Origin of the sequence: Rhodococcus sp. UNC23MFCrub1.1, assembly GCF_000686025.1 — a bacterium.
Taxonomy (GTDB): domain Bacteria; phylum Actinomycetota; class Actinomycetes; order Mycobacteriales; family Mycobacteriaceae; genus Rhodococcoides.
The window spans coordinates 400,343-425,046 of record NZ_JMLQ01000003.1; the positions used below are offsets into that span (position 1 = coordinate 400,343).

A 24,704-nucleotide genomic window follows, 5' to 3' on the forward strand; every position below is an offset into this window, starting at 1 on the left:
GCTCACGGCCGATCGCGACGGACCGACTCCTCGACCAGATCGAGGACGGCCGACAAATTCTCGGTGCCCTGGCCCGACGCGATGCGGGTCACGAGACCGTCCATGACGAGGTCGAGGTATCCCAGCAGTACCGCGGTGGGCACGTCGTCCCGCAGTCGGCCCGCAGACTTCTGACGCTCGAGACGTGACAGGACGGCGTCCTGCAGCTCGACCGAGCGCTCCGACCACCCGGCCCGGAACTCGGCGTCGGTCTTGAGCCGTCGGGCGATCTCCAGACGTGTACCGAGCCAGTCGAACTGGTCGGGAGCGGCCAGCATGTCCCGCATCACCTGGACGAGCCCCTGCTCGGCGGCGACGTCCGCCATGCGGCGCGCGTCGTCGCGGGCGAGCGCGAGGAACAGCCCGTCCTTGTCCTTGAAGTGGTGGAAGATCGCTCCTCGCGAGAGCGAGGTGGCCTCCTCGAGTCGCCGCACCGTGGCGCCCTCGTAACCGTATTCGGCGAAACAGCGGCGCGCGCCGTCGAGGATCTGACTTCGGCGCGCCGCGAGATGGTCGTCACTGACCTTCGGCACTCGGTGCTCCTGTCGTGTGCTGGGGACATCGTGCTGATCGCAGAACGCGCACGACCGAACCGGCGATACACGCGGTATCGCGGCGCGGTCGTGCGCGTTCTGCTCCCCTCACGGGGCAGTGATCACTGCGGTGATCAGCCGATCATGTTGCGCAGCACGTACTGCAGGATGCCGCCGTTGCGGTAGTACTCCGCCTCGCCGGGGGTGTCGATGCGGACCACGGCGTCGAACTCGACGGCAGAGCCGTCTTCCTTCGTCGCGGTGACGTGCATCGTCTTCGGCGTGCGGCCCTCGTTCAGCTCGGTGATGCCCGAGATGTCGAAGGTCTCGGTGCCGTCGAGCTTCAGCGACGCCGCCGACTCGCCGGCGGGGAACTGCAGCGGGACGACGCCCATGCCGATGAGGTTGGAGCGGTGGATGCGCTCGAACGACTCGGTGATGACGGCCTTGACGCCGAGCAGGCGGGTGCCCTTGGCAGCCCAGTCACGCGAGGATCCGGAGCCGTACTCCTTGCCGCCCAGGACGACCAGCGGGATGCCGGCGTTCTGGTAGTTCTGCGACGCGTCGTAGATGAAGGCCTGCGGGCCACCGTCCTGCGTGAAGTCGCGGGTGTAGCCACCCGAGACGTCGTCGAGGAGCTGGTTGCGCAGCCGGATGTTCGCGAACGTTCCGCGGATCATGACCTCGTGGTTGCCGCGACGCGAGCCGAAGGAGTTGTAGTCCTTGCGCTCGACACCGTGCTCGTCGAGGTACTGCGCAGCAGGCGTTCCTGCCTTGATGTTGCCGGCGGGGGAGATGTGGTCGGTGGTGACCGAGTCTCCGAGGTACGCCAGCACGCGCGCACCGGAGATGTCCGTGACGGCTTCCGGGTCCTTGGGCATGCCGTCGAAGTACGGGGGCTTCCGCACGTAGGTCGACTGCGGGTCCCACTCGAACGTCTTGCCGTCCGGGGTGGGCAGTCCGCGCCAGCGTTCGTCGCCCTTGAAGACGTCGGCGTAGCCCTTGGTGTACATCTCCTTGGAGATGGACGAGTCGATCGTGTCCTGGATCTCCTTGGGCGAGGGCCAGATGTCCTTCAGGAAGACGTCGTTGCCCTCGTTGTCCTGACCGAGTGCGTCGTGCTCGAAGTCGAAGTCCATGGTGCCGGCCAGCGCGTAGGCGATGACGAGCGGCGGGGACGCCAGGTAGTTCATCTTCACGTCGGGGGAGATGCGACCCTCGAAGTTGCGGTTACCGGACAGGACCGCGGTGACCGTGAGGTCGTTGTCCTGGATGGCCTCGGAGATCTTGGGATCGAGCGGTCCCGAGTTACCGATGCACGTGGCGCAGCCGTATCCGACGAGGAAGAAGCCGAGCTTCTCCAGGTACGGCCACATGCCGGCCTTGTCGTAGTAGTCGGTGACCACCTGTGAGCCCGGCGCCATCGAGGTCTTGACCCACGGCTTGCTGGTCAGACCCTTGTCGACGGCCTTCTTGGCCAGCAGGGCAGCGCCGAGCATGACCGACGGGTTCGAGGTGTTGGTGCACGAGGTGATCGACGCGATGGCGACGGCGCCGTGGTCGAGGACGAACGAGCCCTGCTCGTCCGAGTCGACGCGCACCGGGTTGGTCGGGCGACCCTCGGCGTTGCCGGCGGCGGAGTGCAGCGGAGCCGCATCGTCGTCGGCGAAGGACAGCGTGGCCGGATCCGAGCCCGGGAACGTCTCGTCGAGTGCCTCGTCCAGCTTCGACGGGGTGGCGTCGACGTCCTCGCCACCCACGTAGTTGTGGATGTCCTTGCGGAACGCGATCTTGGACTCCGACAACAGGATTCGGTCCTGCGGACGCTTCGGTCCGGCGATGGACGGCACCACGTCGCCGAGGTCGAGCTCGAGGTACTCGGAGTACGTCGCCTCGTTCTCGGGGTCGTGCCACATGCCCTGTTCCTTGGCGTACGCCTCGACGAGCGCGAGCTGCTCGTCGGAGCGTCCGGTCAGGCGCAGGTAGTCGACGGTCTCCGAGTCGATCGGGAAGATCGCCGCGGTGGAACCGAACTCGGGGCTCATGTTGCCGAGCGTCGCGCGGTTGGCCAGGGGGACCTCGGCCACACCCTCGCCGTAGAACTCGACGAACTTGCCGACGACGCCGTGCTTGCGCAGCATGTCGGTGACGGTGAGCACGACGTCGGTCGCGGTGACGCCGGGTTTGATCTCGCCGCTGAGCTTGAAGCCCACGACACGGGGGATGAGCATGGAGACGGGCTGGCCGAGCATGGCCGCCTCGGCCTCGATGCCGCCGACGCCCCAGCCGAGCACACCGAGGCCGTTGACCATCGTGGTGTGCGAATCGGTGCCGACACACGTGTCGGGGTAGGCCTGACCGCCCCGCACCATGATGGTGCGGGCGAGGTGCTCGATGTTGACCTGGTGCACGATGCCGGTGCCGGGCGGGACGACCTTGAAGTCGTCGAACGCACCCTGGCCCCACCGCAGGAACTGGTAGCGCTCACCGTTGCGCTGGTACTCGATGTCGACGTTGCGCTCGAAGGCGTCCGCGCGGCCGAACACGTCGATGATGACGGAGTGGTCGATGACCATCTCGGCCGGAGCGAGCGGGTTGACCTTCTCCGGGTCGCCGCCGAGAGCGGTGACGGCCTCACGCATGGTCGCGAGGTCCACGATGCAGGGGACACCGGTGAAGTCCTGCATGATCACGCGGGCCGGCGTGAACTGGATCTCGATGCTCGGATCGGCGGACGGGTCCCACGCGGCGATCGCGTCGATGTGGTCCTTGGTGATGTTCGCGCCGTCCTCGGTACGCAGGAGATTCTCCGCGAGGACCTTGAGGGCATAGGGCAACTTCTCGGTGCCGGGGACGGCCTTCAGGCGGAAGATCTCGTACGAGTTCTCTCCGACCTCCAGCGTTCCCTTGGCGCCGAACGAATCGATACTTGCGGTCACGTCAGCTCCACTCGTCTTCTGGGCTGCCGTCGACGGGGCTGTGTCGACGGCGTGGCGAGAGCGGGCGGACATCGCCGTGGGTGAGGGTGCACCCGGGTGGCGTCGAGGCCGCCGCAGTCTCGGTGTTTCGATTCTAACAGTACGCTTGTCCTGTGAGAACGAGTGGCCGAATCGCCGTGTCGCTCTCACCGTGGTGCGCACTCATCGTTCCCCGGCAGCGTTCCGGGCGCAACGAAGGGCTGCCTCCGTGCACCTCGGTGCGCCTCGGACTCGGCGACGGTCCCGTCCCGTAGGGTCCCGCTCGACGGCGCACACACTTCGACCATCATCGCCTCGCGATCCACCGCATCGCCTCGCGATCCACGACAACGGACGGACGATGTCTCTCTCTCCTCTCCCGGCCCTACCGCTGAGTGATCAGCCGCTGGTCGCCCTCCCGATGATCAGCGAGGTGCCGACGTTCGTCGACCTGCAGGCGACCCTCGCCGACGTCGCGGACGACGGGGTGGCCGCGCCGGGTCAGGACGTCGTCGGGCTCGAGGGTGTCGTGGCGCGCGCCGGCGAGCACGGTATCGACCTGAGCATCGTCGTGCTCGACGCGCCGGCGCCGCTCGATTCGCAGCTCCGCGATCTCGCCACGTCAGTCGGTGCCACCGACGGTGGGACGGTCCTCGTGATCGGTCCGGGACAGGTCGGCACGTTCAGCGACTCGATCGATCGCGTGACGCTCGAAGCGGGTCAGGATCAGGCGTACACCGGCAACGCGGTGCAGTCCGCGGACAACTTCCTCGACGTGCTCGTCGAGCCCGGCCCACCGTGGACCGGCATCACTCTGGGCCTCGTTCTCGTGGTCGTCGCCGTGCTCGGCGGCACCTGGTGGGTGAACGAACGCCGTCATCGTTCGGGAGATGTCACCGATCGAGAGGCCGTCACGCCCGACGGGCAGTGACCGTTCCCAAAAAAGTCTCAACGAATCTTTCTCGGACAACGTCCTGATCAGCGCGGATGCGGTCGGCGGAATGACACATGTGTCATTTGTGACTGGAGTTCCTTAAGCGTTCGAAGTGTCGTACGGTTCGCATGGCACTGCTTGGGGAAGAAGTGTCGCAGAGGGGCTGATCGTTGCTCCCGGGTCGGCCGTTGTCGGCTGTGGTCCGGGATCCTGTCACGCTGCGTCGTGTCCTCCCCACGCGTGCGGTGGGTGAATCCGCACTGCGGACGTGAGGGAGACGAACAGGTGAAGCGATACTCCGGAGGTCGACGGCACGTCGGTCGATCGCGGGCTCTGCGTCGCACGATCGGGGGCGCCGTCGTCGCGACGACGCTGCTGCTGTCCGGGACGGGGTTCCTCGCACCGAGTCTCGCGTCCGCCGTGCCGCCGCCCCCGCCCAATCCCTCCGACTCCGACATCGCCGCCGCCGGCGCGCGCGTGGGGGACCAGCTCGGACGAGTCGGTCGACTCATCGACCAGGTTGCCTCGGCCAACCAGCAACTCGCCGCGATCGACGCGCAGGTGGCCGTCAAGCGCGAGGACGTCAACAAGGCCCTCGTCGACCTGCAGAACGCTCGTACCGTCGCCGACGCCGCCGCCGCGGCCGTCGGCATCGCGCAACAGGCCCTCCGCGACGCCGGCCAGATGATCTCCGACGCGCAGAAGAAGTTCGACGCCTTCGCCGTCACCGACTACGTCAAGGGCACCGGGTCCGCCGGTGTCTCCTCACTCCTGGACGCGCAGGGGCCGCAGGACGTGCTCGATCGCGCGCAGATCCTGCGGATGCTGTCCGCCAAGCAGAACGCCACCCTGGACAGCCTGCAGCGGGCGCGTACCGAGGAGGCCAACCGAGACTCCACCGCACGCCAGAGCAAGATCGAGGCCGACCGTGCCTCCGCGGAAGCGGACGCGAAGAAGGACGAGGCGGAACAGGCCATCGCCGCGGCCGTGTCCGCACAGCAGGAGCAGGCAGCGCAGAAGGCGGCCGTCGAGGCACAGCGGGACAGCGCCTCCGCCGAGCTCGAGCAGGCGCGCAACGACGCCGCGGGGCTCGAGGGACAGCGCGACGCGTACTCGCAGTGGGACCAGCAGCGTCAGGCGGAGGAAGCCGCCGCCGCGGCAGCCGCGCAGGCAGCGCAGGAGGCAGCGGTGGCCGCGGCCGCCCGGGTGGCCGCGAACCAGGCCGCCGCCGATCGTGCCGCAGCGTTGGTGGACGGGGAGCGCGACCACACCGACCTGACCGGATCGACGTCGAGCGGCACCTCGTCGGGCGGCACGTCGTCCGGTACCTCGTCCTCGGGCGGCACGTCGTCCGGTACCTCGTCCTCGGGCGGCACGTCCTCGGGTACCTCGTCGTCGGGCAGCACGTCGTCGGGCAGCACGTCGTCGGGCAGCACGTCGTCCGGCAGCACGTCGTCCGGCGGCGGTCGCGGGACCGCCACCAAGGATCCGTCGCTCACCGGGTCCGCAGCCATCGAACTCGTCATCGACCGCGGCATGTCCGTGTTGGGCACCCCCTACTCGTGGGGTGGCGGCAACGAGAACGGGCCGACCAAGGGCATCCGCGACGGCGGTGTCGCCGACAGCTACGGCGACTACAACAAGGTGGGCTTCGACTGCTCCGGCCTCATGATGTACGCCTTCGGTGGACTCGGGATCTCGCTCCCGCACTACACCGGCTACCAGTACACGGCCGGCAAGCAGGTGCCGTCGTCCCAGATGCGCCGCGGCGACATGATCTTCTACGGTCCGGGCGCCTCGCAGCACGTCGCCCTCTACCTCGGTGACGGCAAGATGCTCGAGGCTCCGCAGTCGGGATCGGTGGTGAAGGTGTCGCCCGTCCGTTTCGACGGCATGACGCCGTACGCCGTCCGCATGGTGGAGTGACACCCCGTCCGAGCAGGTAGAACGTCATGTGTCCTCGCCACCTGCAATAGTGGTGCTCGGCAGCAGAGTCCGGGTAGAAAGCGGTGGTTCCACAGGTGACGTCACGAGAGACCGACACGACCGACATCTCTCGGGACGTGCAGACGCTCGAGAAGGCCGTCTACGAGGTCAAACGCGTCATCGTCGGTCAGGACCGACTGGTCGAACGCATCCTCGTCGGGCTTCTCGCACGGGGGCACGTCCTGCTCGAGGGTGTTCCCGGTGTGGCGAAGACGTTGGCGGTGGAGACGTTCGCGACGGTGGTCGGGGGCTCGTTCTCCCGCGTGCAGTTCACGCCCGACCTGGTGCCCACCGACCTCATCGGTACGCGCATCTACCGTCAGGGCAAAGAAGAATTCGACACCGAGCTCGGCCCGGTGGTCGCGAACTTCGTGCTCGCGGACGAGATCAACCGAGCTCCGGCCAAGGTGCAGTCGGCTCTCCTCGAGGTGATGGCCGAGCGCCACGTCTCCATCGGTGGTCACACGTACCCCATGCCGGATCCGTTCCTGGTCATGGCGACGCAGAACCCCATCGAGAACGAGGGCGTGTACCCCCTTCCCGAGGCGCAGCGCGACCGCTTCCTGTTCAAGATCGTCGTGGACTACCCGACGGTCGAGGAGGAGCGCGAGATCGTCTACCGCATGGGCGTCGCGGCACCGAAGCCCAAGCAGATCCTCGACCCGGTCGAGTTGGTGCGCCTCCAGAACGTCGCGGCGTCCGTGTTCGTCCACCATGCTCTGGTCGACTACGTCGTGCGCGTCATCGCCGCCACCCGTACTCCGCGCGACGTGGGCCTCGACGACGTGGCCGGCTGGATCGCCTACGGCGCGTCACCCCGTGCGACCCTCGGCATCATCAGTGCCTCCCGTGCGCTGGCGTTCCTGCGTGGACGGGACTACGTCGTGCCGCAGGACGTCCTCGACGTGGTGCCGGACGTGCTGCGGCACCGTCTCGTACTCTCGTACGACGCCCTGGCCGACGAGATCACACCCGAGCAGATCATCACGCGCATCCTGCAGACCGTGGGTCTGCCGCAGGTCGGCGCCCAGCCGGTCCAGCAGCAGGCGCCGGCTCCCCAGCACAACGGTCCTCAGCAGAACGGTCCTCAGCAGAACGGACCCCTACAGAACGGCCCCCAGCAGCAGGGACCGGGCGGACCGCAGCAGTTCCAGCCCGGACCCCCGCAGCCCGGTCCCGACGGACCGTCGCAGCAGGGTGGCCCCCAGCAGAACGGTCCTCAGCAGGGTGGCCCGGCGCCGTGGATGCAGAAGCAGACTCCCGCGACCGATCCCACGCGGTGACCATGGCGTCACCCACGGGTGGCCGGCCCGGTGATCCGGTGTTAGGCGCGCCCGCCGTGCAGCAGTCGTTGCGCGGTGCGCCCCCGTCCTTCGCCTCGGGATCGCTGGAGGACCCTCGGTTGTCGGCTGCGCTGCGCACCCTCGAGCTGACCGTTCGTCGGCGCCTCGACGGCGTTCTGCACGGCGATCATCTGGGCCTCATCCCGGGCCCGGGTTCCGAGCCGGGCGATGCACGCGAGTATCAGCCGGGCGACGACGTACGTCAGATGGACTGGTCCGTCACCGCGAGGACGACGCACCCCCACGTTCGGCAGAGCGTCGCGGACCGCGAGCTCGAGACGTGGATGGCGATCGACCTGTCGGCCTCCCTCGACTTCGGCACCGCGGGGTGCGAGAAGCGGGACCTCGCCGTCGCGGCCACATCGGCCATCGCGCATCTGACCAGTGGCGGCGGCAACCGCATCGGCGCCGTCGTCGCGACGGGCGAACGCGTCGTCCGGGTCCCCGCGCGGGGCGGTCGGGCGCACATCCAGTCCCTGCTCCGCACCGTGGCCACCACACCGCACGCACCCGACGGCACCCGCGGCGACTTCGTCGGCGCCATCGACGCTCTGCGACGGCCCGAACGTCGACGCGGCATGGTGGTCGTCGTCAGCGACTTCCTCGGTCCGACGGACTGGGAGCGTCCGCTCCGCGCCCTGGCGGCCCGCCACGACGTGCTGGCCGTGGAGGTCGTCGACCCCCGCGACCTCGAGCTGCCGGATGTCGGTGACGTGGTGTTGCACGACCCGGAGACGGGACGGACGCGGGAGTTCAGCACGACACCCCGGTTGCGGGAGGACTTCGCGGCCGCCGCTGCGGCGCACCGCGCGAACGTCGAGAAGATCCTGCGTGGCTGCAGCGCGCCTCGGCTCACCCTGCGGACGGACGGCGACTGGATCGCCGACGTCGTCCGCTTCGTGTCCCGGCGACGCCACGGCGCGAGCATGGGAGCGAGTACGCGGTGAGCCTGTCCGATTTCTCGTCACCCTGGTGGCTGCTCTTCCTCCTCGTGGTCGCGGGCCTGGTGGTGGCCTACGTGCTCGCGCAGCGCCGCCGTCAGCGCAACACCATGCGCTTCACCAACATGGAGTTGCTCGAACGCGTCGCACCGCAGCGCCCCGGACTGGTGCGCCACGTCCCCACGGCGCTCGTGCTCGTCGGGTTGCTCTTCCTGACCGTCGCCCTGGCCGGACCGACGTCCGATCAACGGGTTCCGCGTAATCGGGCGACGGTCATGCTGGTCATCGACGTGTCGTTGTCGATGGAGGCCACCGACGTCCAACCGACGCGACTGGCAGCGGCGCAGGAGGCCGGCAAGCAGTTCGCCGACGGCCTGACTCCCGGCATCAACCTCGGACTCGTCGCGTTCGCGGGCACGGCATCGGTGCTGGTCTCACCGACCACCGATCGTGAGGCGACGAAATCGGCCATCGATCGGCTGCAGCTGGCCGAGCGGACCGCCACGGGCGAGTCCATCTTCACGGCGATGCAGTCGATCGAGACACTCGGCGCGGTGCTCGGTGGATCGGACGCGGCGCCGCCGGCACGGATCGTGCTGCTGTCCGACGGCAAGCAGACCGTTCCCGAGAACCCGGACGACCCGCGCGGTGGGTACACGGCGGCCCGCGAGGCGGAGACGAAGGGGATCCCGGTCTCCACCATCTCGTTCGGCACCAGTTACGGCACGGTGGACATCACCGACGAGCAGGGCGACACCCAGCGCGTCGCGGTGCCCGTCGACGACCCGTCGCTCGAGGAGATCGCACGCCTGTCGGGTGGCAACTTCTTCACGGCGTCGAGTCTCGAGGAACTCACCGAGGTGTACGACACGCTCGAGGAGCAGATCGGCTACGAGACCACCCGCGGTGACGCGAGTCGGCCCTGGTTGATCGCCGGAGTGCTGTTCGTGTCGGCGGGACTTGTCACAGCATTGTCACTACGCCAGCGAGTCCCCTGACACGCATCGGTAAAGTACGCGCGGGTCGAGGCGATCGACGACGTCCGTGATCGCCCACCGACTGGCCGTTGCTGCGAGCAGCACCCCCGAGAGAGAAGGTTCATCCGTATGTCCTCTGCGCCCGAGTCCGCGACACCCGACGCGACGGCCGGCGGGGGATTCGTCTCCCGGTCCGTGCTCGTCACCGGCGGTAATCGGGGCATCGGCCTGGCCGTGGCCCGCCGACTCGCCGCGGACGGCCACAAGGTCGCGGTCACGCACCGCAGCTCGGGTGCACCGGACGGACTGTTCGGGGTGCAGTGCGATGTCACCGACACCGCGTCCGTCGATGCCGCGTTCACTGAGGTGGAGAAGCATCAGGGCCCCGTCGAGGTGCTCGTCGCCAACGCGGGCATCACGGACGACACCCTGCTGATGCGGATGACCGAGGAGCAGTTCACCTCCGTCATCGACGCCAATCTCACCGGCGCGTTCCGGGTGGCCAAGCGAGCGAGCCGCTCGATGCTGCGGGCACGCTTCGGACGGTTCGTCTTCCTCGGTTCCGTCGTCGGTCAGGCCGGCGGACCCGGCCAGATCAACTACGCGTCCTCCAAGGCGGGTGTCGTCGGCATGGCGCGCTCGCTCACCCGTGAGCTGGGCTCGCGTTCGATCACCGCGAACGTCGTGGCACCCGGGTTCATCGAGACCGACATGACGGCCGAGCTCGACGACAAACTCCGGGACACCGCGCGCGAGTACATCCCGCTGAAGCGACTCGGTACTCCCGAGGACGTCGCCGCGGTGGTGAGCTTCCTCGCGTCACCCGATTCGAGCTACGTCTCCGGCGCGATCATCCCGGTCGACGGCGGTATGGGCATGGGCCACTAGCCCACCTCGTCCCGACTCCTGCCCGATCGACTCGGGCACACCAGACTTCACACGAAAGGCACACGCACATGGGCGGACTGCTCGAAGGCAAGACCATCCTGATCACCGGGATCATCACCGACGCGTCCATCGCGTTCCACGCGGCCAAGGTCGCGCAGGAACAGGGCGCCAAGGTCGTCATCACCGGGTTCGACCGGCTGCGACTGATCGACAGGATCGCCCAGCGACTGCCGGAGCCCGTGCCGCCGGCGATCGAGCTGGACGCGACGAACGAGGAGCATCTCGCCGCGCTCGCCGGTCGCATCTCCGAGGTCGCTCCGGAGGGCATCGACGGCGTTCTGCACTCCATCGCGTTCGCTCCGCGCACCCTGATGGGTCCGGGGTCCAAGCCGTTCCTCGAGGGACCGGGTCCCGACGCCGCCGCTGCGTTCCAGATCTCCGCCTGGTCCTACGCCTCGCTCGCACGCGCCGTGCTCCCCGTCATGAACGAGGGTGGATCGATCGTCGGCATGGACTTCGATCCGCGCACGGCGATGCCGTTCTACAACTGGATGGGCGTGGCGAAGGCTGCGCTCGAGTCGGTCAACCGCTACGTCGCCCGCGAGGTAGGCGAGGCCAAGAAGGTCCGTTCCAACCTGGTCGCCGCGGGCCCGATCAAGACGCTCGCCGCCAAGGCCATCGCGGGTACCGCGACGGGTGACGCGGACAAGATGAACCAGCTCAACGAGTACTGGAACGGTGCGTCCCCGATCGGCTGGAACTTCAACGACCCGACGGCCGTGGCCAAGTCGATCTGCGCGCTGCTGTCGGACTGGCTGCCGGCGACCACCGGGTCGATCGTCTACGTCGACGGCGGCGCGAGCCACAACACCTGGCTGCCCGAGAATCTCTGACATCTCGCCTCGATCCGAGCATCCTCTCGGGTCCACCGAAACGGGTTCCGGCACAATGGCGTCATGACCTACGACGCGCTTCTGCTGCTGTCCTTCGGTGGGCCCGAGGGGCCGGACGAGGTGCGGCCGTTCCTGGAGAACGTCACCCGTGGCCGCGGAATCCCGCCCGAGCGCCTCGATGCCGTCGCCGAGCACTATCACCACTTCGGTGGGGTCTCGCCGATCAACCGACTCAACCGCGAGATCATCGCCGCGGTCGAGACCGAGTTCGCGCTCACGGGCATCGACCTGCCCGTGTACTTCGGCAACCGCAACTGGCATCCCATGGCGGAGGACACCGTCGCCGCGATGCAGGCCGACGGTGTGCGCAACGCGCTGGTGTTCCCCACCTCGGCCTGGGGCGGGTACTCGGGCTGTCGGCAGTACCACGAAGACATCGCCCGCGCCCGCGCCGCCGTGGGGGAGGGCGCTCCGCAGCTCACGAAACTGCGGCAGTACTACGACCATCCGCTCATGGTGGATGCCTTCGCCGACGCGATCCGCGCGGCGATCGGCAGGCTTCCGGCGGATCGCCGGGCCGGTGCTCGCGTGGTCTTCACGGCGCACTCGGTGCCCGTCTCGGCGGACGAGGCCGCGGGTCCGCCGTCGGCGGGCGGCCACCTCTACAGCCGTCAGGTCACCGAGGCGTCCCGATTGTGCGCCGCCGCAGCAGGTGTCGACGAGTTCGACGTCGTGTGGCAGTCCCGGTCGGGACCGCCGCAGATCCCGTGGCTGGATCCCGACATCTGCGATCACCTCGAGGCCCTGGCGGAGACGGACGTCGACGCCGTGGTGATCTGCCCGGTCGGGTTCGTCTCGGATCACCTCGAGGTGGTGTGGGACCTGGACACCGAGGCGGTCGAGAAGGCGCAGGAACTCGGCATCGCTCTCGAGCGTGCCGGCACCCCGGGTGCGGACCCTCGATTCGCCCGGCTCGTGCGCACGCTGGTCGAGGAACGCACCGTGGGCACCGCGCCGCTGCGTCTGGGTTCCGAGCCCGCCTTCGGGACCACCGTCGACGGAACGCCGTGCAATCCCGGCTGCTGTGAGCCCCCGGTGCGTCGCCGCCCGGCCTGACAGCTCGAACATCCCGGGAACCACCCACCCGCGAGTACGCCGAAAGTGTCGTGATCCGGGCATGGATCGCGACACTACGGACGTACTCGCGCGAGGGGGTACCGCTAGCGTCGATCGGGCGACAGGTACCCGTCCACGGCGGCGCGCACGGCGGCACGGCGCGCGGCGCGCACGGCGCGACGCAACGGTCGGAGCACGGCTTCGCGGGCCTCGGCACCGCTGCTGCTGGGTGCCTCCGAGGGCGCCGACGTCTGCGCGGCCGCGAGGATGGCGTCCACCCGGTCGGCCGTGTCGAGAACTCGGGTGGTGCGTTCGGGGAGCGGCGGGTAGCGATGGCGGCTCGCGATGGCGAGGCGCTCGGCAATCATCGTGTGCGGGTCGCCGCCGGAACGGCCGGTGTCGACCGTCTGCACCGCGGTGAGGGCCTCGGCCGCACTCCGGACGGTGTCCCGCATCGAGTACTCGATCTCCCCGAGCGCCAGCTCCTGGTAGGTGACCGGCACGGTGACGGTGAACACCGTCCACCGCATGACGTCGGGGCCCTCGTCGGTGGGGACGAGTCCGACACCCCGCTGCCCCGGCACTCCGATGACGACGCCTTCGCCCGCGAGCACGGCGGCTGCCGAGAACGCGGAGTCGGTCGGCAGCCCGGCGACGTCACCGGGGGCGGGAAGAACCATGTCGACGGTCACCTCGCGGTCGCCGACGGGCGCCGCGGCGCGGACGACTCGGAGCAACTGGGCGATGCCGACGTCACGAGGAGTGGGCCACGGGAGGTCGTGCCGCTCGGCTGTCTCGGGATCGGCGGCGACGACGAGGGCCAACGGTGCCCACTCGGTGAGGGCATCGATCACGTCGTCGGGCGGCGCGGCTCCGGCGAGCCAGGCGCCGCACCAGATGGCGAGGCTCGAGGATGGGGACGACACCGTCCGATCATAGGCGGCGTCGGAGGCGACCGGCGTGGCTGCGGTCGGGGAGTGCGCGGCGCCGATACCGTGGGACGGCCCGGTGACCCGACAGTCCTGTCCCGGGAGTGAGCGCGGAGGGCGAGGGAAGACGATGACAGCGGACAACCGGTACGGCGGCGACATCTTCGCCGGGCACGCGAGGCGAGCGCGACGCGTGGTCCCGACGATGGCGGCCGAACGGGACGTGGTGGTCGAGGACGCGGCGACCGGATTCTGCGGCGCCGTGGTGGGTTTCGAGCGCACGTACGACGGTGACTTCGTCCGGCTCGAGGACGGCCGAGGCGTACGGAGGCTCTTCGCGATGCGCGAGGCCGCCTTCCTCGTCGACGGAAGCCCGGTGACGCTGACGCGTCCGGCGCCGACCCGTGCCGTCGCTCCGACCCGCTCGGCCTCCGGGTCGACGCGGGTGGAGAACGTACGAGCGAAAGTGGCTCTGCCCAGCCGTATCTGGGTGGAGGGCATTCACGACGCCGCCATCGTCGAACGGGTCTGGGGCCACGACCTGAGGGTCGAGGGTGTGGTCGTCGAGCATCTCGAGGGACTGGACAACCTGGCAGAGCGGTTGCAGGAGTTCGGACCCGGGCCGGGACGCAGGGTGGGGGTTCTCGTCGACCACCTCGTCGACGGTTCGAAGGAGGACCGCCTGACGCGGTCGCTCGGCCCGTACGTGACGGTCACGGGACACCCCTACATCGATGTGTGGGAGGCGGTGAAGCCCGCCGCGGTGGGCATCGAGGCATGGCCACGGATCCCGCGCGGCACCGACTGGAAGACCGGCATCTGCCGCGAGTTGGGTTGGGGCACACCGCAGGACGGGTGGCGCCGGGTCTACGGTGCGGTGTCCAGTTTTCGCGATCTCGAGGCGCCGCTCATCGGCGCGGTGGAGCGCCTCGTCGACTTCGTCACCCTGGATGACGAGAACGGGGAGACAGGTCGGTAACGATCTCCCCACGACGGTCGCGCGCACCCCACGGGCTCGTCGTTCGTCGCTACTGTGGAGTTCGTGGTTGCACTTCTGTGGCTCGTCGGAGCGGTGATTCTCGCTGCGGGTGAAGCGCTGTCCGGAGATTTCTTCCTTCTCATGCTGGCCGGCGGGGCCCTGGGTACCGCGGGCATCTCGGCGCTGACCGACTTCCCCGTGTGGGGCGACGCGATCGTGTTCGCGATCCTGTCCGGAGCCCTCATCCTGGGTGTCCGGCCGGTGCTGACCCGCCGGTTCTCGACGCCCCCGCCGACCCCCACCGGGATCGCCGCGCTCACCGGGCGATCCGCGCAGGTGCTGGATGCCATCGATCAGCACTCCGGCACGGTGCGGCTGGACGGTGACGTGTGGACGGCTCGTCCGCTCGATCCCACCGAGGTGTACGCGGCCGGAACGACCGTGACCGTGATGAAGATCGACGGCGCCACGGCCGTCGTGTGGAAAGGACCCTAGATGGGTGACTATGCCGCCTTGATCGCCCTTGCCGTGGTGGTGCTGTTCGTCGCCGTGGTGGTGGCGAAGTCGGTGACGCTCGTGCCGCAGGCCGAGGCCGCGGTGATCGAGCGTCTGGGCCGATACTCCAAGACGGTCTCCGGGCAGCTCACGTTCCTCGTGCCGTTCGTCGACCGTGTCCGAGCGAAGGTCGACCTGCGTGAGCGCGTCGTGTCCTTCCCACCGCAGCCGGTGATCACGCAGGACAACCTGACGGTGTCCATCGACACCGTCGTGTACTTCCAGGTCACCACCCCGCAGGCCGCGGTCTACGAGATCAGCAACTACATCGTCGGTGTCGAGCAGCTCACCACGACGACGCTTCGCAACGTGGTCGGCGGTATGACCCTGGAGGAGACGCTCACCTCGCGTGACTCCATCAACGGCCAGCTCCGCGGAGTGTTGGACGAGGCCACCGGGCGATGGGGCCTGCGTGTCGCCCGAGTGGAGCTCAAGAGCATCGATCCGCCGCCCTCCATCCAGGAGTCGATGGAGAAGCAGATGAAGGCGGACCGCGAGAAGCGCGCCACCATCCTCACGGCCGAGGGACACCGTGAGTCGTCCATCAAGACGGCCGAGGGTGACAAGCAGTCGCAGATCCTGTCCGCGGAGGGCGCCAAGCAGGCCGCCATTCTCTCCGCCGAGGGTGAGCGTCAGTCCCGCATCCTCCGTGCGCAGGGTGAGCGGGCGGCCAAGTACCTCAACGCACAGGGTGAGGCGAAGGCCATCGAGAAGGTGTTCGAGGCGATCAAGGCCGGCAAGCCGACGCCCGAGTTGCTCGCCTACCAGTACCTGCAGACGCTGCCGAAGATGGCGCAGGGTGATGCGAACAAGATGTGGGTGGTGCCGTCCGACTTCGGTGATGCCCTGAAGGGCTTTGCCAAGAATCTCGGTGCGCCGGGCGACGACGGCGTCTTCCGTTTCGAGCCCAGCGACCAGGGCGAGACGCACTCCAAGCCGGAGGACGACTCCGCGGAAGTGGCCGACTGGTTCGACACGAAGACGGACCCGGCCATCGCTCGGGCGGTGGCCGACGCCGAGGCCGTGGCACGCAAGCCTGTCGACACGTCGTTGGCCGCCGCACCCAACCCGGCGCGGGACTCGGCTCCGGAGCCCGCAAAGGCCGTCGAGGCCTCCACGCCGGACGGGTCCGGGTCGGGCGACGACGCTCCGCGCGAACTGGACCGCTGACGGTCAGGCAGCCAGACCCGCGCCGATGCCGCCCGCGGCGAGTGCCCAGAGCACGCTGGTGAAGGTGCCGATGATGAAGTACTCGGACGCCCGCGGATCGCGGAGTTCGGGGTAGCGCGCGAGTCCCTTCACCGCGAGCACGACGGCGATGCCCTCGGGCCACCCCGTGAGCACTGCGACCACGACGGCGATGCGTTCGAGTGTGCCGATGACGAGCCCCCCACGCAGGACGGGGCGCTCGTCGTCGGCATCGCCGTCTCCGGGCTCGGGCCGTCGGCGCGCGAGATGGAAGACCGCGGGAACGACGACGGTGCCGCCGGTGACGGCGACCGCGACGACCAGGACCATCGCGACGACGAGTGGTGGCCCGGTGACCGGTGCGCCGGCGATCGCGGCGGCGAGACCCGCCAGTGCGAGCATCCCGGCGGACAGGAGTGCCGGAATCCACCAGCGCAGCGGCGGCAGCCACCGGACGCGGCGTCCCGGCGCAGCCGTCGGTGGGATCGTCGGCACCGGTCGGGCGGGAAGCAGTGCTGCTCCGGCGGAGAGCGCGAGTGCGAGCAGCGCGAGGGTGGTCGCCATCAGGCGTCCGTTCCGCGTGCGCGCAGATCGGCGAGCGCGAGCATCCGCGCCACGACCGGTCGTGCTGCACGCTCGGCCTGCCACCCCGCGACGGCCAGTCGTTGGGACACGGCCTGCGGTGTGATGGACAGTTCCTCGGCGACGGCGGTCTGCGATCCGAGCCTGCGGACACTGTCGACCGCGGCGCGGCCCTGCTCGGTGCGCCGGACCAGGAGCAGTGCCAGCAGTGCCACGACGGCGTCGGCATCGCCGGCGGACTCGGCGTCACCGCCGCGGACCGCGATGTGGGCGACGGCGTTCTTGGCGCTGTCGACGGCGTCCCGCGCGGCTTCGAACGCCGGGCCCCGACCCGCTCTGGTGGAGCGTGGCAACGGATCCTCCACGGCCCCCACCCCGATCCCGACGCTCCAGTGCCCGTCCTCGAGGAAGTCGAGGGCGAGGTCGAGTGCCACAGACGCGTCGTCCGCCACACCCTGGACCTCGTCGCCGGCCGTGCGTTCGAACGGGCGCACCAGGTCGGTGGCTCGGTCGAGGATGTCGGCGACGCGATCGATGTCGCGTCGACTTCCGCGTTGGTCCACGGTCAGAACGAACATCGATCAACCCTAGAAGCTTGATCAGCCGGAATCAAGCCTCGAGTCTTGATGCGTTGCGACGCACAGAGTTCATCGTCGACCTTGATCCGGCCACATCAAGCCCGTGACCTTGACCTCATCGATCGCCGGTCACCGGCATCCGCGCGTCCAGGATCAGTCCCACGACGCCCACGGCAATGCAGACCCCCGAGATCGCGAGCAGGACCGGATCGCCGTGACCGGCCAGAGCGTCGCCGAGCAACACGATGCCGACCGTTCCCGGGATCACCCCGACCACCGTCGCCAGCGCGAACGGCACCACGGCCACCGAAGACAGGCCGGCGGAGTAATTGACCACCGAGAACGGCACCGGCGCGATGAGTCGAAGACTCCCCACCGCCAACCATCCCCGTCGCGCGAGACGGGAATCGACGGCCCGGATCACCGGATGGTCCCAGCGTGCGGTCACCACGTCGCGGCCGAGTGCTCGGACCAGCAGGAACGCGAGCACTGCACTCACGGTCGTCGCTGCGACCGCCACACCGACCCCCGTCACGGGTCCGAACAGCACACCCGCCGACACCGTGAACAGGGTGCGGGGGATCGGCGCCACCGTGATGATCGCGTGCGCCGCGAAGAAGACGAGGGGAAAGGCCGGCCCGACGGCGACGGCCCACTCCCGCACGCGGTCGATGGTGGGGAGGGGTACGAGCAGTGCCACGACGATCAGGGCGGCGAGCACGGTGACGGTCGCGGCCACGCGCAGCACGAGCGCGCGGCGGCCTCCGACGACGATCGACTCCTCCGACGGCACTGTGTCGTGCGGGTCGATGTCGGGGGTCGTCACGTCTGCTCACGCTACCGAAGAGCGATGCGAGCGGTGCTCGTCGACGCGGGTCGGAACGGTCACTAGGAGGACCGATGCTCGGACGCCCTACTAGTGTGAAGTTTGTCTCAGGCCACTGTGATGGGACTCGGGATAGCGTGCCCGGAGTGCGGTTAACATCACAGCATCCGCAGGCGCGAAAGGGACACATGGCCACGTCACACACCGGGACACCGGATTCCGTCGCTGCCGAGGACGTCGGCGCGGCCGTACCGGTGAGCAGCGCCGAGGAGGGTTTCGCGACCTGGCGCCGCGGCGTGGCCGGGGTGCTGGCCAAGGCTCGTCGGGTGGACGTCTCGGAGCTCCCCGAGCATCCGGAGACGCTGCTCGAGGTGACCACGTACGACGGGGTCACGGTGCGGCCCCTGTACGGGCCGCTGGACGAGACTGCCGAGGCTCCGCTGCCCGGCACCTTCCCCTTCACGCGCGGCACGGACGCGCATCGCGACGTCAACGTCGGGTGGCTGGTCGCCGGTCGGTTCGGTCGTCCCGCCGGTGCGGACTCGGACGCGGCGACGCTCAACGACCAGCTCCTCGACGCGCTGCAGAACGGCACGAGCGCCCTGTGGCTCGACACGGCGTCCGTGGGCGCCGAGGGCCTGGCCCGCGCACTCGACGGGGTCCTGCTCGACCTCGCGCCCCTGACACTGGACGCGGGTGCGGACGTCACAGCGGTGGCCGACGCGCTGTTCGCGCTCCTGGACGAGCGCGGTGCCGCCGCCGACGTCCGACTGGGGGCGTCGCCGCTGACCGATCGATTCGCCGACCTCCCGGGTGCGAACGAGCAGGACGCGATCGATCTCGCGGTGCGGGCAGTGGCGCGCACCGAGCGGGTGCGCGCGATCACGTTGGACGGCACCGTGTTCCACGCTGCCGGGTCGGCAGACGCGCAGGAGGTCGGCCTGACCGTCGCGGCCGGACTCGAGTATCTGCGCGCGCTCACGGCGGCGGGACTGTCCACTGTCGAGGCATTGGGACAGGTGGAGTTCCGGCTCGCGGCCACCGACGAGCAGTTCGAGACCATCGCCAAGTTCCGTGCGGCCCGGCGGGTCTGGGCCCGGGTGGCCGAGGTGCTCGGGGCGCCGGAGCACGGCGGGGCCCCACAGCACGCCGTCACCTCGGCGGCGATGATGACGCAGCGCGATCCCTGGGTGAACATGCTGCGCACGACGCTGGCCGCGTTCGGCGCCGGTGTGGGCGGAGCCGACGCGGTGACCGTCCTGCCGTTCGACGCCGCGATTCCCGGCGGCGCCGCGGACGTCTCGCAGACCTTCGCCGCACGGATCGCGCGCAACACCCAGCTGCTCCTGCTCGAGGAGTCCCACCTGGGTCGGGTGGTCGATCCGGCCGGTGGTTCCTGGTACGTCGAGTCGCTCACCGACGCGCTCGCGGACTCGGCGTGGTCGGTTCTGCAGGCGGTCGAGGCCGCCGGCGGTTACCGCGCCGCGCTGGAGTCCGGTGAGATCGCGCGCCGGGTCGACGAGACCCGAGCTGCCCGTGCGAGCGACATCGCCCACCGCCGCACCGCGGTCACCGGTGTCAACGAGTTCCCGAACCTGCAGGAGCCGTCGCCCGCGGCCTCGGGGAACGGCACCGTCGCCGGACGTCCCGCGACGCGGTACGCCGCCGAGTTCGAGGCGCTGCGTGATCGCAGCGACGCGGTGTTGGCGGACAAGGGCAGTCGCCCGGTGGTGCTGCTGGCGCCGTTGGGCAGCGTCGCGGAACACAACGGACGCACCACGTTCGCGGCGAACCTCATGGCGTCGGGCGGGATCGAGGCGGTGAACCCCGGTGCGGGAGCCGATCTCACCGCGGTGGCACGCGAGACCGCCTCGCCGATCGCCGTGCTGTGCGGCACCGACAAGCGGTACGCCGCCGAGGGACCGGACGCCGTCGCCGCTCTGCGGTCGGCGGGGGTGCGGACGGTGCTCGTCGCCGGCGGTGCCTCGGCCTTCGCGGACGCGTCGCCGGAACAGACCCCGGACGGACATCTCACGCTCACCATCGATGCCGTCGCCGAACTGAGTGCTCTTCTCGATGCACTCACCGGCGAGGCTCGTACGGAAGGACACACCGCATGACCGACGACGCTGGTGACATGGGCCCCGTGGGCAGTTTCGCGGACGTTCCGCTCGTCGACCCCCGCGGTGCGGACGCGGCAGCGCCGGCGGCCGACGATGCGCGCGCCCACGTCGAGGCGGCCGCGGCGGCTCACGGCTACTCGCCCGAGCAGGTGGTGTGGTCCACCCCCGAGGGCATCGACGTCCGACCCCTGTACACCGGCGCCGACCGGGCGGAGGCGGCCGAGGCCGGGTACCCGCTCGACTCCTACCCGGGCACGGCTCCGTTCCTGCGCGGTCCGTACCCGACGATGTACGTCAACCAGCCGTGGACGATTCGTCAGTACGCCGGATTCTCGACGGCGTCGGAGTCCAACGCGTTCTACCGTCGCAACCTCGCTGCCGGTCAGAAGGGGCTGTCGGTCGCGTTCGACCTCGCGACGCACCGCGGCTACGACAGTGACCACCCGCGCGTGCAGGGCGATGTCGGCATGGCGGGTGTCGCGATCGACTCGATCTACGACATGCGCCAACTCTTCGACGGGATCGACCTGGGGTCGGTGTCGGTGTCGATGACCATGAACGGCGCCGTGCTGCCGATCCTGGCGCTGTACGTCGTCGCGGCGGAGGAGCAGGGCGTCGGACCGGAGAAGCTCGCCGGCACCATCCAGAACGACATCCTCAAAGAGTTCATGGTGCGCAACACCTACATCTATCCGCCCGAGCCGTCGATGCGGATCATCTCCGACATCTTCGCGTACACCTCGACGCACATGCCGAAGTTCAACTCGATCTCCATCTCCGGCTACCACATCCAGGAAGCCGGCGCGACGGCCGATCTGGAGCTCGCGTACACCCTCGCCGACGGGGTGGAGTACATCCGCGCCGGGCTGGCCGCGGGCATGGACATCGACACGTTCGCCCCGCGGCTGTCCTTCTTCTGGGCCATCGGCATGAACTTCTTCATGGAGGTCGCCAAACTGCGCGCGGGCCGGTTGCTGTGGGCGGAGCTGGTGCAGAAGTTCGACCCGTCCAGCGCGAAATCACTGTCGCTGCGTACACATTCGCAGACGTCCGGCTGGTCGCTGACGGCGCAGGACGTCTTCAACAACGTCTCCCGCACGTGTATCGAGGCGATGGCCGCGACGCAGGGACACACGCAGTCACTGCACACCAACGCGCTCGACGAAGCGCTCGCGCTGCCCACCGACTTCTCCGCCCGGATCGCCCGCAACACCCAGCTGCTGCTGCAGCAGGAGTCCGGCACGACGCGGCCCATCGATCCGTGGGGCGGCTCGTACTACGTGGAGTGGCTGACCCACCAGCTCGCCGATCGGGCCCGCGCGCACATCGCCGAGGTCGAGGAGGCCGGCGGAATGGCCAAGGCCATCGGCGAGGGCATCCCGAAGCTCCGCATCGAGGAGGCGGCGGCGCGGACGCAGGCGCGCATCGACTCCGGTCGGCAGCCGCTGGTGGGTGTCAACAAGTACGTGCCCGACGAGCCCGACGCCATCGAGGTGCTCAAGGTCGAGAACTCGCGGGTGCGCACCGAGCAGATCGAGAAGCTCGAGCGGCTGCGAGAGGAGCGCGACCCCGGCCGCGTCGAGGCGGCGCTGTCCGCCCTCACCGCGGCGGCCGCGTCCACCGACGGCGGGATGGAGAACAACCTGCTCGCCCTCGCCGTCGACGCGGCGCGGGCCATGGCGACGGTGGGCGAGATCTCCGACGCTCTCGAGAAGGTCTACGGACGGCACCGCGCCGAGATCCGCACGATCAGCGGTGTCTACCGGGACGAGGCGGGGAAGGCCACGAACATGGTGCATGCAGGCGAGCTGGCGACGGCGTTCGCGGAGGCGGAGGGCCGCCGACCCCGCATCCTGGTGGCGAAGATGGGGCAGGACGGACACGATCGCGGGCAGAAGGTCATCGCGACGGCGTTCGCCGACATCGGCTTCGACGTCGATGTCGGCCCCCTGTTCCAGACCCCCGAGGAGGTGGCGAACCAGGCCGCCGACAACGACGTCCACGTCATCGGGGTGTCGTCGCTCGCCGCCGGTCACCTGACGCTGGTTCCGGCGCTGCGGGAAGCACTCGCCGCCGTCGGCCGGTCCGACATCATGGTCGTGGTCGGCGGCGTCATCCCGCCGGGCGACTTCGACGCGCTGCGTGAGGCCGGGGCGGCCGCGATCTTCCCGCCCGGCACGGTGATCGCCGACGCCGCGGTCGATCTCATCGGCCAGCTCGCGGAGAGCCTGGGTCACGGCGCGGCCGTCTCGGACGCAGGAGCGAACGCCTGAGCATGTCCGACGCGACCGCAGCACGTCCCACGCGTCCGGCGATCGATCTCGACGCGCTCGTGGCCTCGGTGCGGGCCGGTGAGCGTGCCGGGCTGGCGCGTGCCATCACCCTCGTCGAGTCCACCCGCGACGACCATCGCGACCTCGCCCAACAGATGCTGCTCGAGCTCCTTCCGCACGCCGGGGGGTCACATCGGGTGGGCATCACGGGCGTACCGGGAGTCGGCAAGTCGACGTTCATCGACGCCCTGGGCATGACGCTCATCGAGAAGGGCCACCGCGTCGCGGTTCTCGCGGTGGATCCGTCGTCGACCCGTACCGGGGGCTCCATCCTCGGGGACAAGACGCGGATGGCACGGCTCACGGTCGCGCCCGAGGCGTACATCCGGCCGTCCCCGACGTCGGGAACCCTCGGCGGTGTCGCGAAGGCGACCCGCGAGACGATCGTGCTGCTCGAGGCGGCCGGCTACGACGTCGTGTTGGTGGAGACCGTCGGGGTCGGGCAGTCCGAGATCACGGTCGCGGGCATGGTGGACACCTTCTGCTTCCTGACGCTCGCGCGCACGGGAGATCAGCTGCAGGGCATCAAGAAGGGTGTCCTCGAACTCGCCGACGTGGTCGCCGTCAACAAGGCCGACGGGAACCATCTCCGCGACGCCAAGGGTGCCGCGCGCGAACTCGCCGGAGCGCTCAGACTGATCTACCCGCACGACGCCCTGTGGACGCCGCCCGTGCTGACGATGAGCGCGATCGAGGAGACCGGACTCACGGAGTTCTGGGACACCGTGTGCCGCCACCGCGACGTCCTCACCGCGGCAGGCGACTTCGACGCCCGCCGCCGCGACCAGCAGGTCCAGTGGGTGTGGACCATGGTGCAGGACCAGCTGATGCGCCGACTGTCGTCGAGTCCCGCGGTGACCGCCGTCCGCGCCGACGTGGAGAGGCGCGTGGCCGACGGGTCTCTCACCGCGGCCCTGGGTGCGCAGGAGATCCTGACCGCCTTCGACGGCTGAACTCAGCGCCCGGCGGCGAACGCCCCGACCGTCGCGAGCAGGTGATCGAAGAAGGCGTCAGGATCGGTCGACACGGCGATCGCGGCATTGGGGCGACGTCCCCAGAACCCGCGCCGGTCGGCCACCGTCGTTCCCCGCGTGAGGGTCCCGACGAGTTCGACGTCGACGGTGGCCAGGGCGTACTCGGCGATCTCCGGGTGCAGTGCGACGGCCGCCGCGAACGGGTCGTGCATGTGCGCCAGGTATCCCTCACCCTGCGCGTGGTGGAACTCCATGTAGAACCGCACCGCGTCCGTCAGGTATCGCACGACGGGCACGGACGCCGTCGAGCGTGCTCCCACCTCGTCGATCGAGAGGTGCTCCACCGGAACGGATCCGGCGATCTCTGCCAGACGTGCCACGTGCGACGGACGCATCTCGATCCGTTCCGTCAGGCCCAGGGCGCACACGATCGGCTCCCGGCCCGAAGGCACCGCGTCGAATGCGTCGAACACCTCCTTTGCGGCTTCCGGGTCGACCGCCACGTTCCATTCGGAGGTGGGCGTCGTGTTCCCCGGGTGATCGATGCTGCCGCCCATGATCACCAGACGCTTCAGCAGCACGGGTAGTGCGGGCTCGAGCCGCAGTGCCAGAGCCAGATTCGTCATCGGACCGGTCACCAGTCCGACCAGCTCGCCCGGGTTCTCGCGCGCCAGGTCCACCCACGCCTGCGCCGCCGTCCGATCGGAGACGGTCATGGTGGGCGCCGGCAGATTCGCGTAGCCCACTCCCAGCGGACCGTGCGTGTCCTCCGTCGTCATCAGCGGGGCGACCAGAGGTGCGTCGACGCCGACGGCCACCTCCACGTCGGTCAGACCACAGATCTCCAACCAGGACAGCGTGTTCCGTGTCACCTGCGCGGTGGGCACGTTGCCCGCCGTGCAGCACACGGCCACGATCTCGGCCTCCGGACTCGCAGCCAAATAGACCAGAGCGAGGGAGTCGTCGATTCCGGTGTCGACGTCGACGAGGAGTCGAGTGCGGGCGGGGGAGTCGACGTCGGTCATGCCGC

Annotated in this window: 21 protein-coding genes; 14 read left to right on the forward strand and 7 right to left on the reverse strand. The window is 69.4% G+C overall.

Annotation, left to right across the window (positions count from 1 at the left end; translation table 11 throughout):
* Nucleotides 1-2 precede the first annotated feature (2 nt).
* Nucleotides 3-572, reverse strand: coding sequence for a TetR/AcrR family transcriptional regulator (locus BR07_RS0109850; RefSeq protein ID WP_027505306.1), 570 nt, complete (start codon nt 570-572; stop codon nt 3-5).
* A gap of 134 nt (nt 573-706) precedes the next feature.
* Nucleotides 707-3,511, reverse strand: a complete 2,805-nt coding sequence (locus BR07_RS0109855) for an aconitate hydratase (protein ID WP_027505307.1) — start codon at nt 3,509-3,511, stop codon at nt 707-709.
* Nucleotides 3,512-3,890: 379 nt separating this feature from the next.
* On the opposite strand from BR07_RS0109855, the gene BR07_RS24045 reads away from it, so the two are divergent.
* The 8 genes from BR07_RS24045 to BR07_RS0109895 all read left to right on the forward strand — a co-directional run bounded on the left by BR07_RS24045 (nt 3,891) and on the right by BR07_RS0109895 (nt 12,607).
* On the forward strand, nt 3,891-4,460 hold the full coding sequence (locus tag BR07_RS24045; protein WP_231476272.1) for an Rv1476 family membrane protein: 570 nt from the start codon (nt 3,891-3,893) through the stop codon (nt 4,458-4,460).
* A 288-nt stretch (nt 4,461-4,748) separates the two neighbouring features.
* Nucleotides 4,749-6,389: a C40 family peptidase gene (locus BR07_RS0109865; RefSeq protein ID WP_051613274.1), complete on the forward strand. Its 1,641-nt coding sequence runs from the start codon at nt 4,749-4,751 to the stop codon at nt 6,387-6,389.
* A gap of 95 nt (nt 6,390-6,484) precedes the next feature.
* Complete coding sequence (locus BR07_RS24050; protein ID WP_081821192.1) at nt 6,485-7,732, forward strand: AAA family ATPase; 1,248 nt, start codon at nt 6,485-6,487, stop codon at nt 7,730-7,732.
* Nucleotides 7,729-8,739: a DUF58 domain-containing protein gene (locus BR07_RS0109875; protein WP_442970310.1), complete on the forward strand. Its 1,011-nt coding sequence runs from the start codon at nt 7,729-7,731 to the stop codon at nt 8,737-8,739. Before BR07_RS24050 ends, BR07_RS0109875 begins: the two co-directional genes overlap by 4 nt.
* Nucleotides 8,736-9,731 carry a VWA domain-containing protein gene (locus tag BR07_RS0109880; protein ID WP_027505310.1) on the forward strand — a complete coding sequence of 332 codons (996 nt, stop codon included), beginning with the start codon at nt 8,736-8,738 and terminating at the stop codon, nt 9,729-9,731. The genes BR07_RS0109875 and BR07_RS0109880 overlap by 4 nt, the downstream gene beginning before the upstream one ends.
* A gap of 108 nt (nt 9,732-9,839) precedes the next feature.
* The gene (fabG1, locus tag BR07_RS0109885; RefSeq protein WP_037185384.1) at nt 9,840-10,598 is read left to right on the forward strand and encodes a 3-oxoacyl-ACP reductase FabG1; all 759 of its coding nucleotides are present in this window, start codon (nt 9,840-9,842) and stop codon (nt 10,596-10,598) included.
* A 68-nt stretch (nt 10,599-10,666) separates the two neighbouring features.
* On the forward strand, nt 10,667-11,491 hold the full coding sequence (inhA, locus tag BR07_RS0109890) for an NADH-dependent enoyl-ACP reductase InhA (RefSeq protein ID WP_027505312.1): 825 nt from the start codon (nt 10,667-10,669) through the stop codon (nt 11,489-11,491).
* A 63-nt stretch (nt 11,492-11,554) separates the two neighbouring features.
* Entirely contained in the window at nt 11,555-12,607 is a 1,053-nt protein-coding gene (locus BR07_RS0109895) for a ferrochelatase (RefSeq protein WP_027505313.1), read from the forward strand.
* 104 nt (nt 12,608-12,711) lie between these two features.
* Here the strand turns inward: BR07_RS0109895 and BR07_RS0109900 are convergent, their stop codons facing one another.
* Complete coding sequence (locus tag BR07_RS0109900) at nt 12,712-13,533, reverse strand: hypothetical protein (protein WP_027505314.1); 822 nt, start codon at nt 13,531-13,533, stop codon at nt 12,712-12,714.
* 133 nt (nt 13,534-13,666) lie between these two features.
* Between BR07_RS0109900 and BR07_RS0109905 the strand changes: the two genes are divergently transcribed.
* From BR07_RS0109905 to BR07_RS24055, 3 genes are all read left to right on the forward strand, one after another.
* Complete coding sequence (locus BR07_RS0109905) at nt 13,667-14,515, forward strand: DUF3097 domain-containing protein (protein ID WP_027505315.1); 849 nt, start codon at nt 13,667-13,669, stop codon at nt 14,513-14,515.
* Nucleotides 14,516-14,578: 63 nt separating this feature from the next.
* A complete protein-coding gene (locus BR07_RS0109910) occupies nt 14,579-15,010 on the forward strand; it encodes an NfeD family protein (protein WP_027505316.1) in 432 nt (143 codons plus the stop codon).
* On the forward strand, nt 15,011-16,240 hold the full coding sequence (locus tag BR07_RS24055) for an SPFH domain-containing protein (RefSeq protein WP_051613228.1): 1,230 nt from the start codon (nt 15,011-15,013) through the stop codon (nt 16,238-16,240).
* Between the two features lie 3 nt (nt 16,241-16,243).
* Here the strand turns inward: BR07_RS24055 and BR07_RS0109920 are convergent, their stop codons facing one another.
* The 3 genes from BR07_RS0109920 to BR07_RS0109930 form a co-directional block, all read right to left on the reverse strand.
* A complete protein-coding gene (locus BR07_RS0109920; protein ID WP_037185388.1) occupies nt 16,244-16,822 on the reverse strand; it encodes a hypothetical protein in 579 nt (192 codons plus the stop codon).
* The gene (locus tag BR07_RS0109925) at nt 16,822-17,418 is read right to left on the reverse strand and encodes a hypothetical protein (RefSeq protein WP_027505318.1); all 597 of its coding nucleotides are present in this window, start codon (nt 17,416-17,418) and stop codon (nt 16,822-16,824) included. The genes BR07_RS0109920 and BR07_RS0109925 overlap by 1 nt, the downstream gene beginning before the upstream one ends.
* A gap of 115 nt (nt 17,419-17,533) precedes the next feature.
* Nucleotides 17,534-18,157, reverse strand: a complete 624-nt coding sequence (locus BR07_RS0109930) for a TVP38/TMEM64 family protein (protein WP_037185605.1) — start codon at nt 18,155-18,157, stop codon at nt 17,534-17,536.
* A gap of 275 nt (nt 18,158-18,432) precedes the next feature.
* Here BR07_RS0109930 and BR07_RS0109935 point away from each other — a divergent pair, with 275 nt between their 5' ends.
* From BR07_RS0109935 to meaB, 3 genes are read left to right on the forward strand one after another with little or no spacing between them, the layout of a single operon-like run.
* A complete protein-coding gene (locus BR07_RS0109935; RefSeq protein ID WP_081821194.1) occupies nt 18,433-20,364 on the forward strand; it encodes a methylmalonyl-CoA mutase family protein in 1,932 nt (643 codons plus the stop codon).
* Nucleotides 20,361-22,640, forward strand: a complete 2,280-nt coding sequence (gene scpA / locus BR07_RS24060; RefSeq protein ID WP_231476274.1) for a methylmalonyl-CoA mutase — start codon at nt 20,361-20,363, stop codon at nt 22,638-22,640. Before BR07_RS0109935 ends, scpA begins: the two co-directional genes overlap by 4 nt.
* A 2-nt stretch (nt 22,641-22,642) precedes the next feature.
* Complete coding sequence (gene meaB / locus BR07_RS0109945) at nt 22,643-23,653, forward strand: methylmalonyl Co-A mutase-associated GTPase MeaB (protein ID WP_027505321.1); 1,011 nt, start codon at nt 22,643-22,645, stop codon at nt 23,651-23,653.
* Nucleotides 23,654-23,655: 2 nt separating this feature from the next.
* Here meaB and BR07_RS0109950 read toward each other — a convergent pair whose 3' ends face one another.
* The gene (locus BR07_RS0109950; RefSeq protein ID WP_027505322.1) at nt 23,656-24,699 is read right to left on the reverse strand and encodes a nucleoside hydrolase; all 1,044 of its coding nucleotides are present in this window, start codon (nt 24,697-24,699) and stop codon (nt 23,656-23,658) included.
* Nucleotides 24,700-24,704 lie beyond the last annotated feature (5 nt).

Bases quoted from the DNA above. Each gene is read 5' to 3' on its own strand.
- BR07_RS24055 (WP_051613228.1), top strand. From the start codon at position 15,011: ATGGGTGACTATGCCGCCTTGATCGCCCTTGCCGTGGTGGTGCTGTTC.
- BR07_RS0109935 (WP_081821194.1), top strand. From the start codon at position 18,433: ATGGCCACGTCACACACCGGGACACCGGATTCCGTCGCTGCCGAGGAC.
- BR07_RS0109920 (WP_037185388.1), bottom strand. From the start codon at position 16,822: ATGGCGACCACCCTCGCGCTGCTCGCACTCGCGCTCTCCGCCGGAGCA.
- BR07_RS0109905 (WP_027505315.1), top strand. From the start codon at position 13,667: ATGACAGCGGACAACCGGTACGGCGGCGACATCTTCGCCGGGCACGCG.
- BR07_RS24045 (WP_231476272.1), top strand. From the start codon at position 3,891: ATGTCTCTCTCTCCTCTCCCGGCCCTACCGCTGAGTGATCAGCCGCTG.
- scpA (WP_231476274.1), top strand. From the start codon at position 20,361: ATGACCGACGACGCTGGTGACATGGGCCCCGTGGGCAGTTTCGCGGAC.
- BR07_RS0109925 (WP_027505318.1), bottom strand. From the start codon at position 17,418: ATGTTCGTTCTGACCGTGGACCAACGCGGAAGTCGACGCGACATCGAT.
- inhA (WP_027505312.1), top strand. From the start codon at position 10,667: ATGGGCGGACTGCTCGAAGGCAAGACCATCCTGATCACCGGGATCATC.
- BR07_RS0109895 (WP_027505313.1), top strand. From the start codon at position 11,555: ATGACCTACGACGCGCTTCTGCTGCTGTCCTTCGGTGGGCCCGAGGGG.
- BR07_RS0109950 (WP_027505322.1), bottom strand. From the start codon at position 24,699: ATGACCGACGTCGACTCCCCCGCCCGCACTCGACTCCTCGTCGACGTC.
- fabG1 (WP_037185384.1), top strand. From the start codon at position 9,840: ATGTCCTCTGCGCCCGAGTCCGCGACACCCGACGCGACGGCCGGCGGG.
- meaB (WP_027505321.1), top strand. From the start codon at position 22,643: ATGTCCGACGCGACCGCAGCACGTCCCACGCGTCCGGCGATCGATCTC.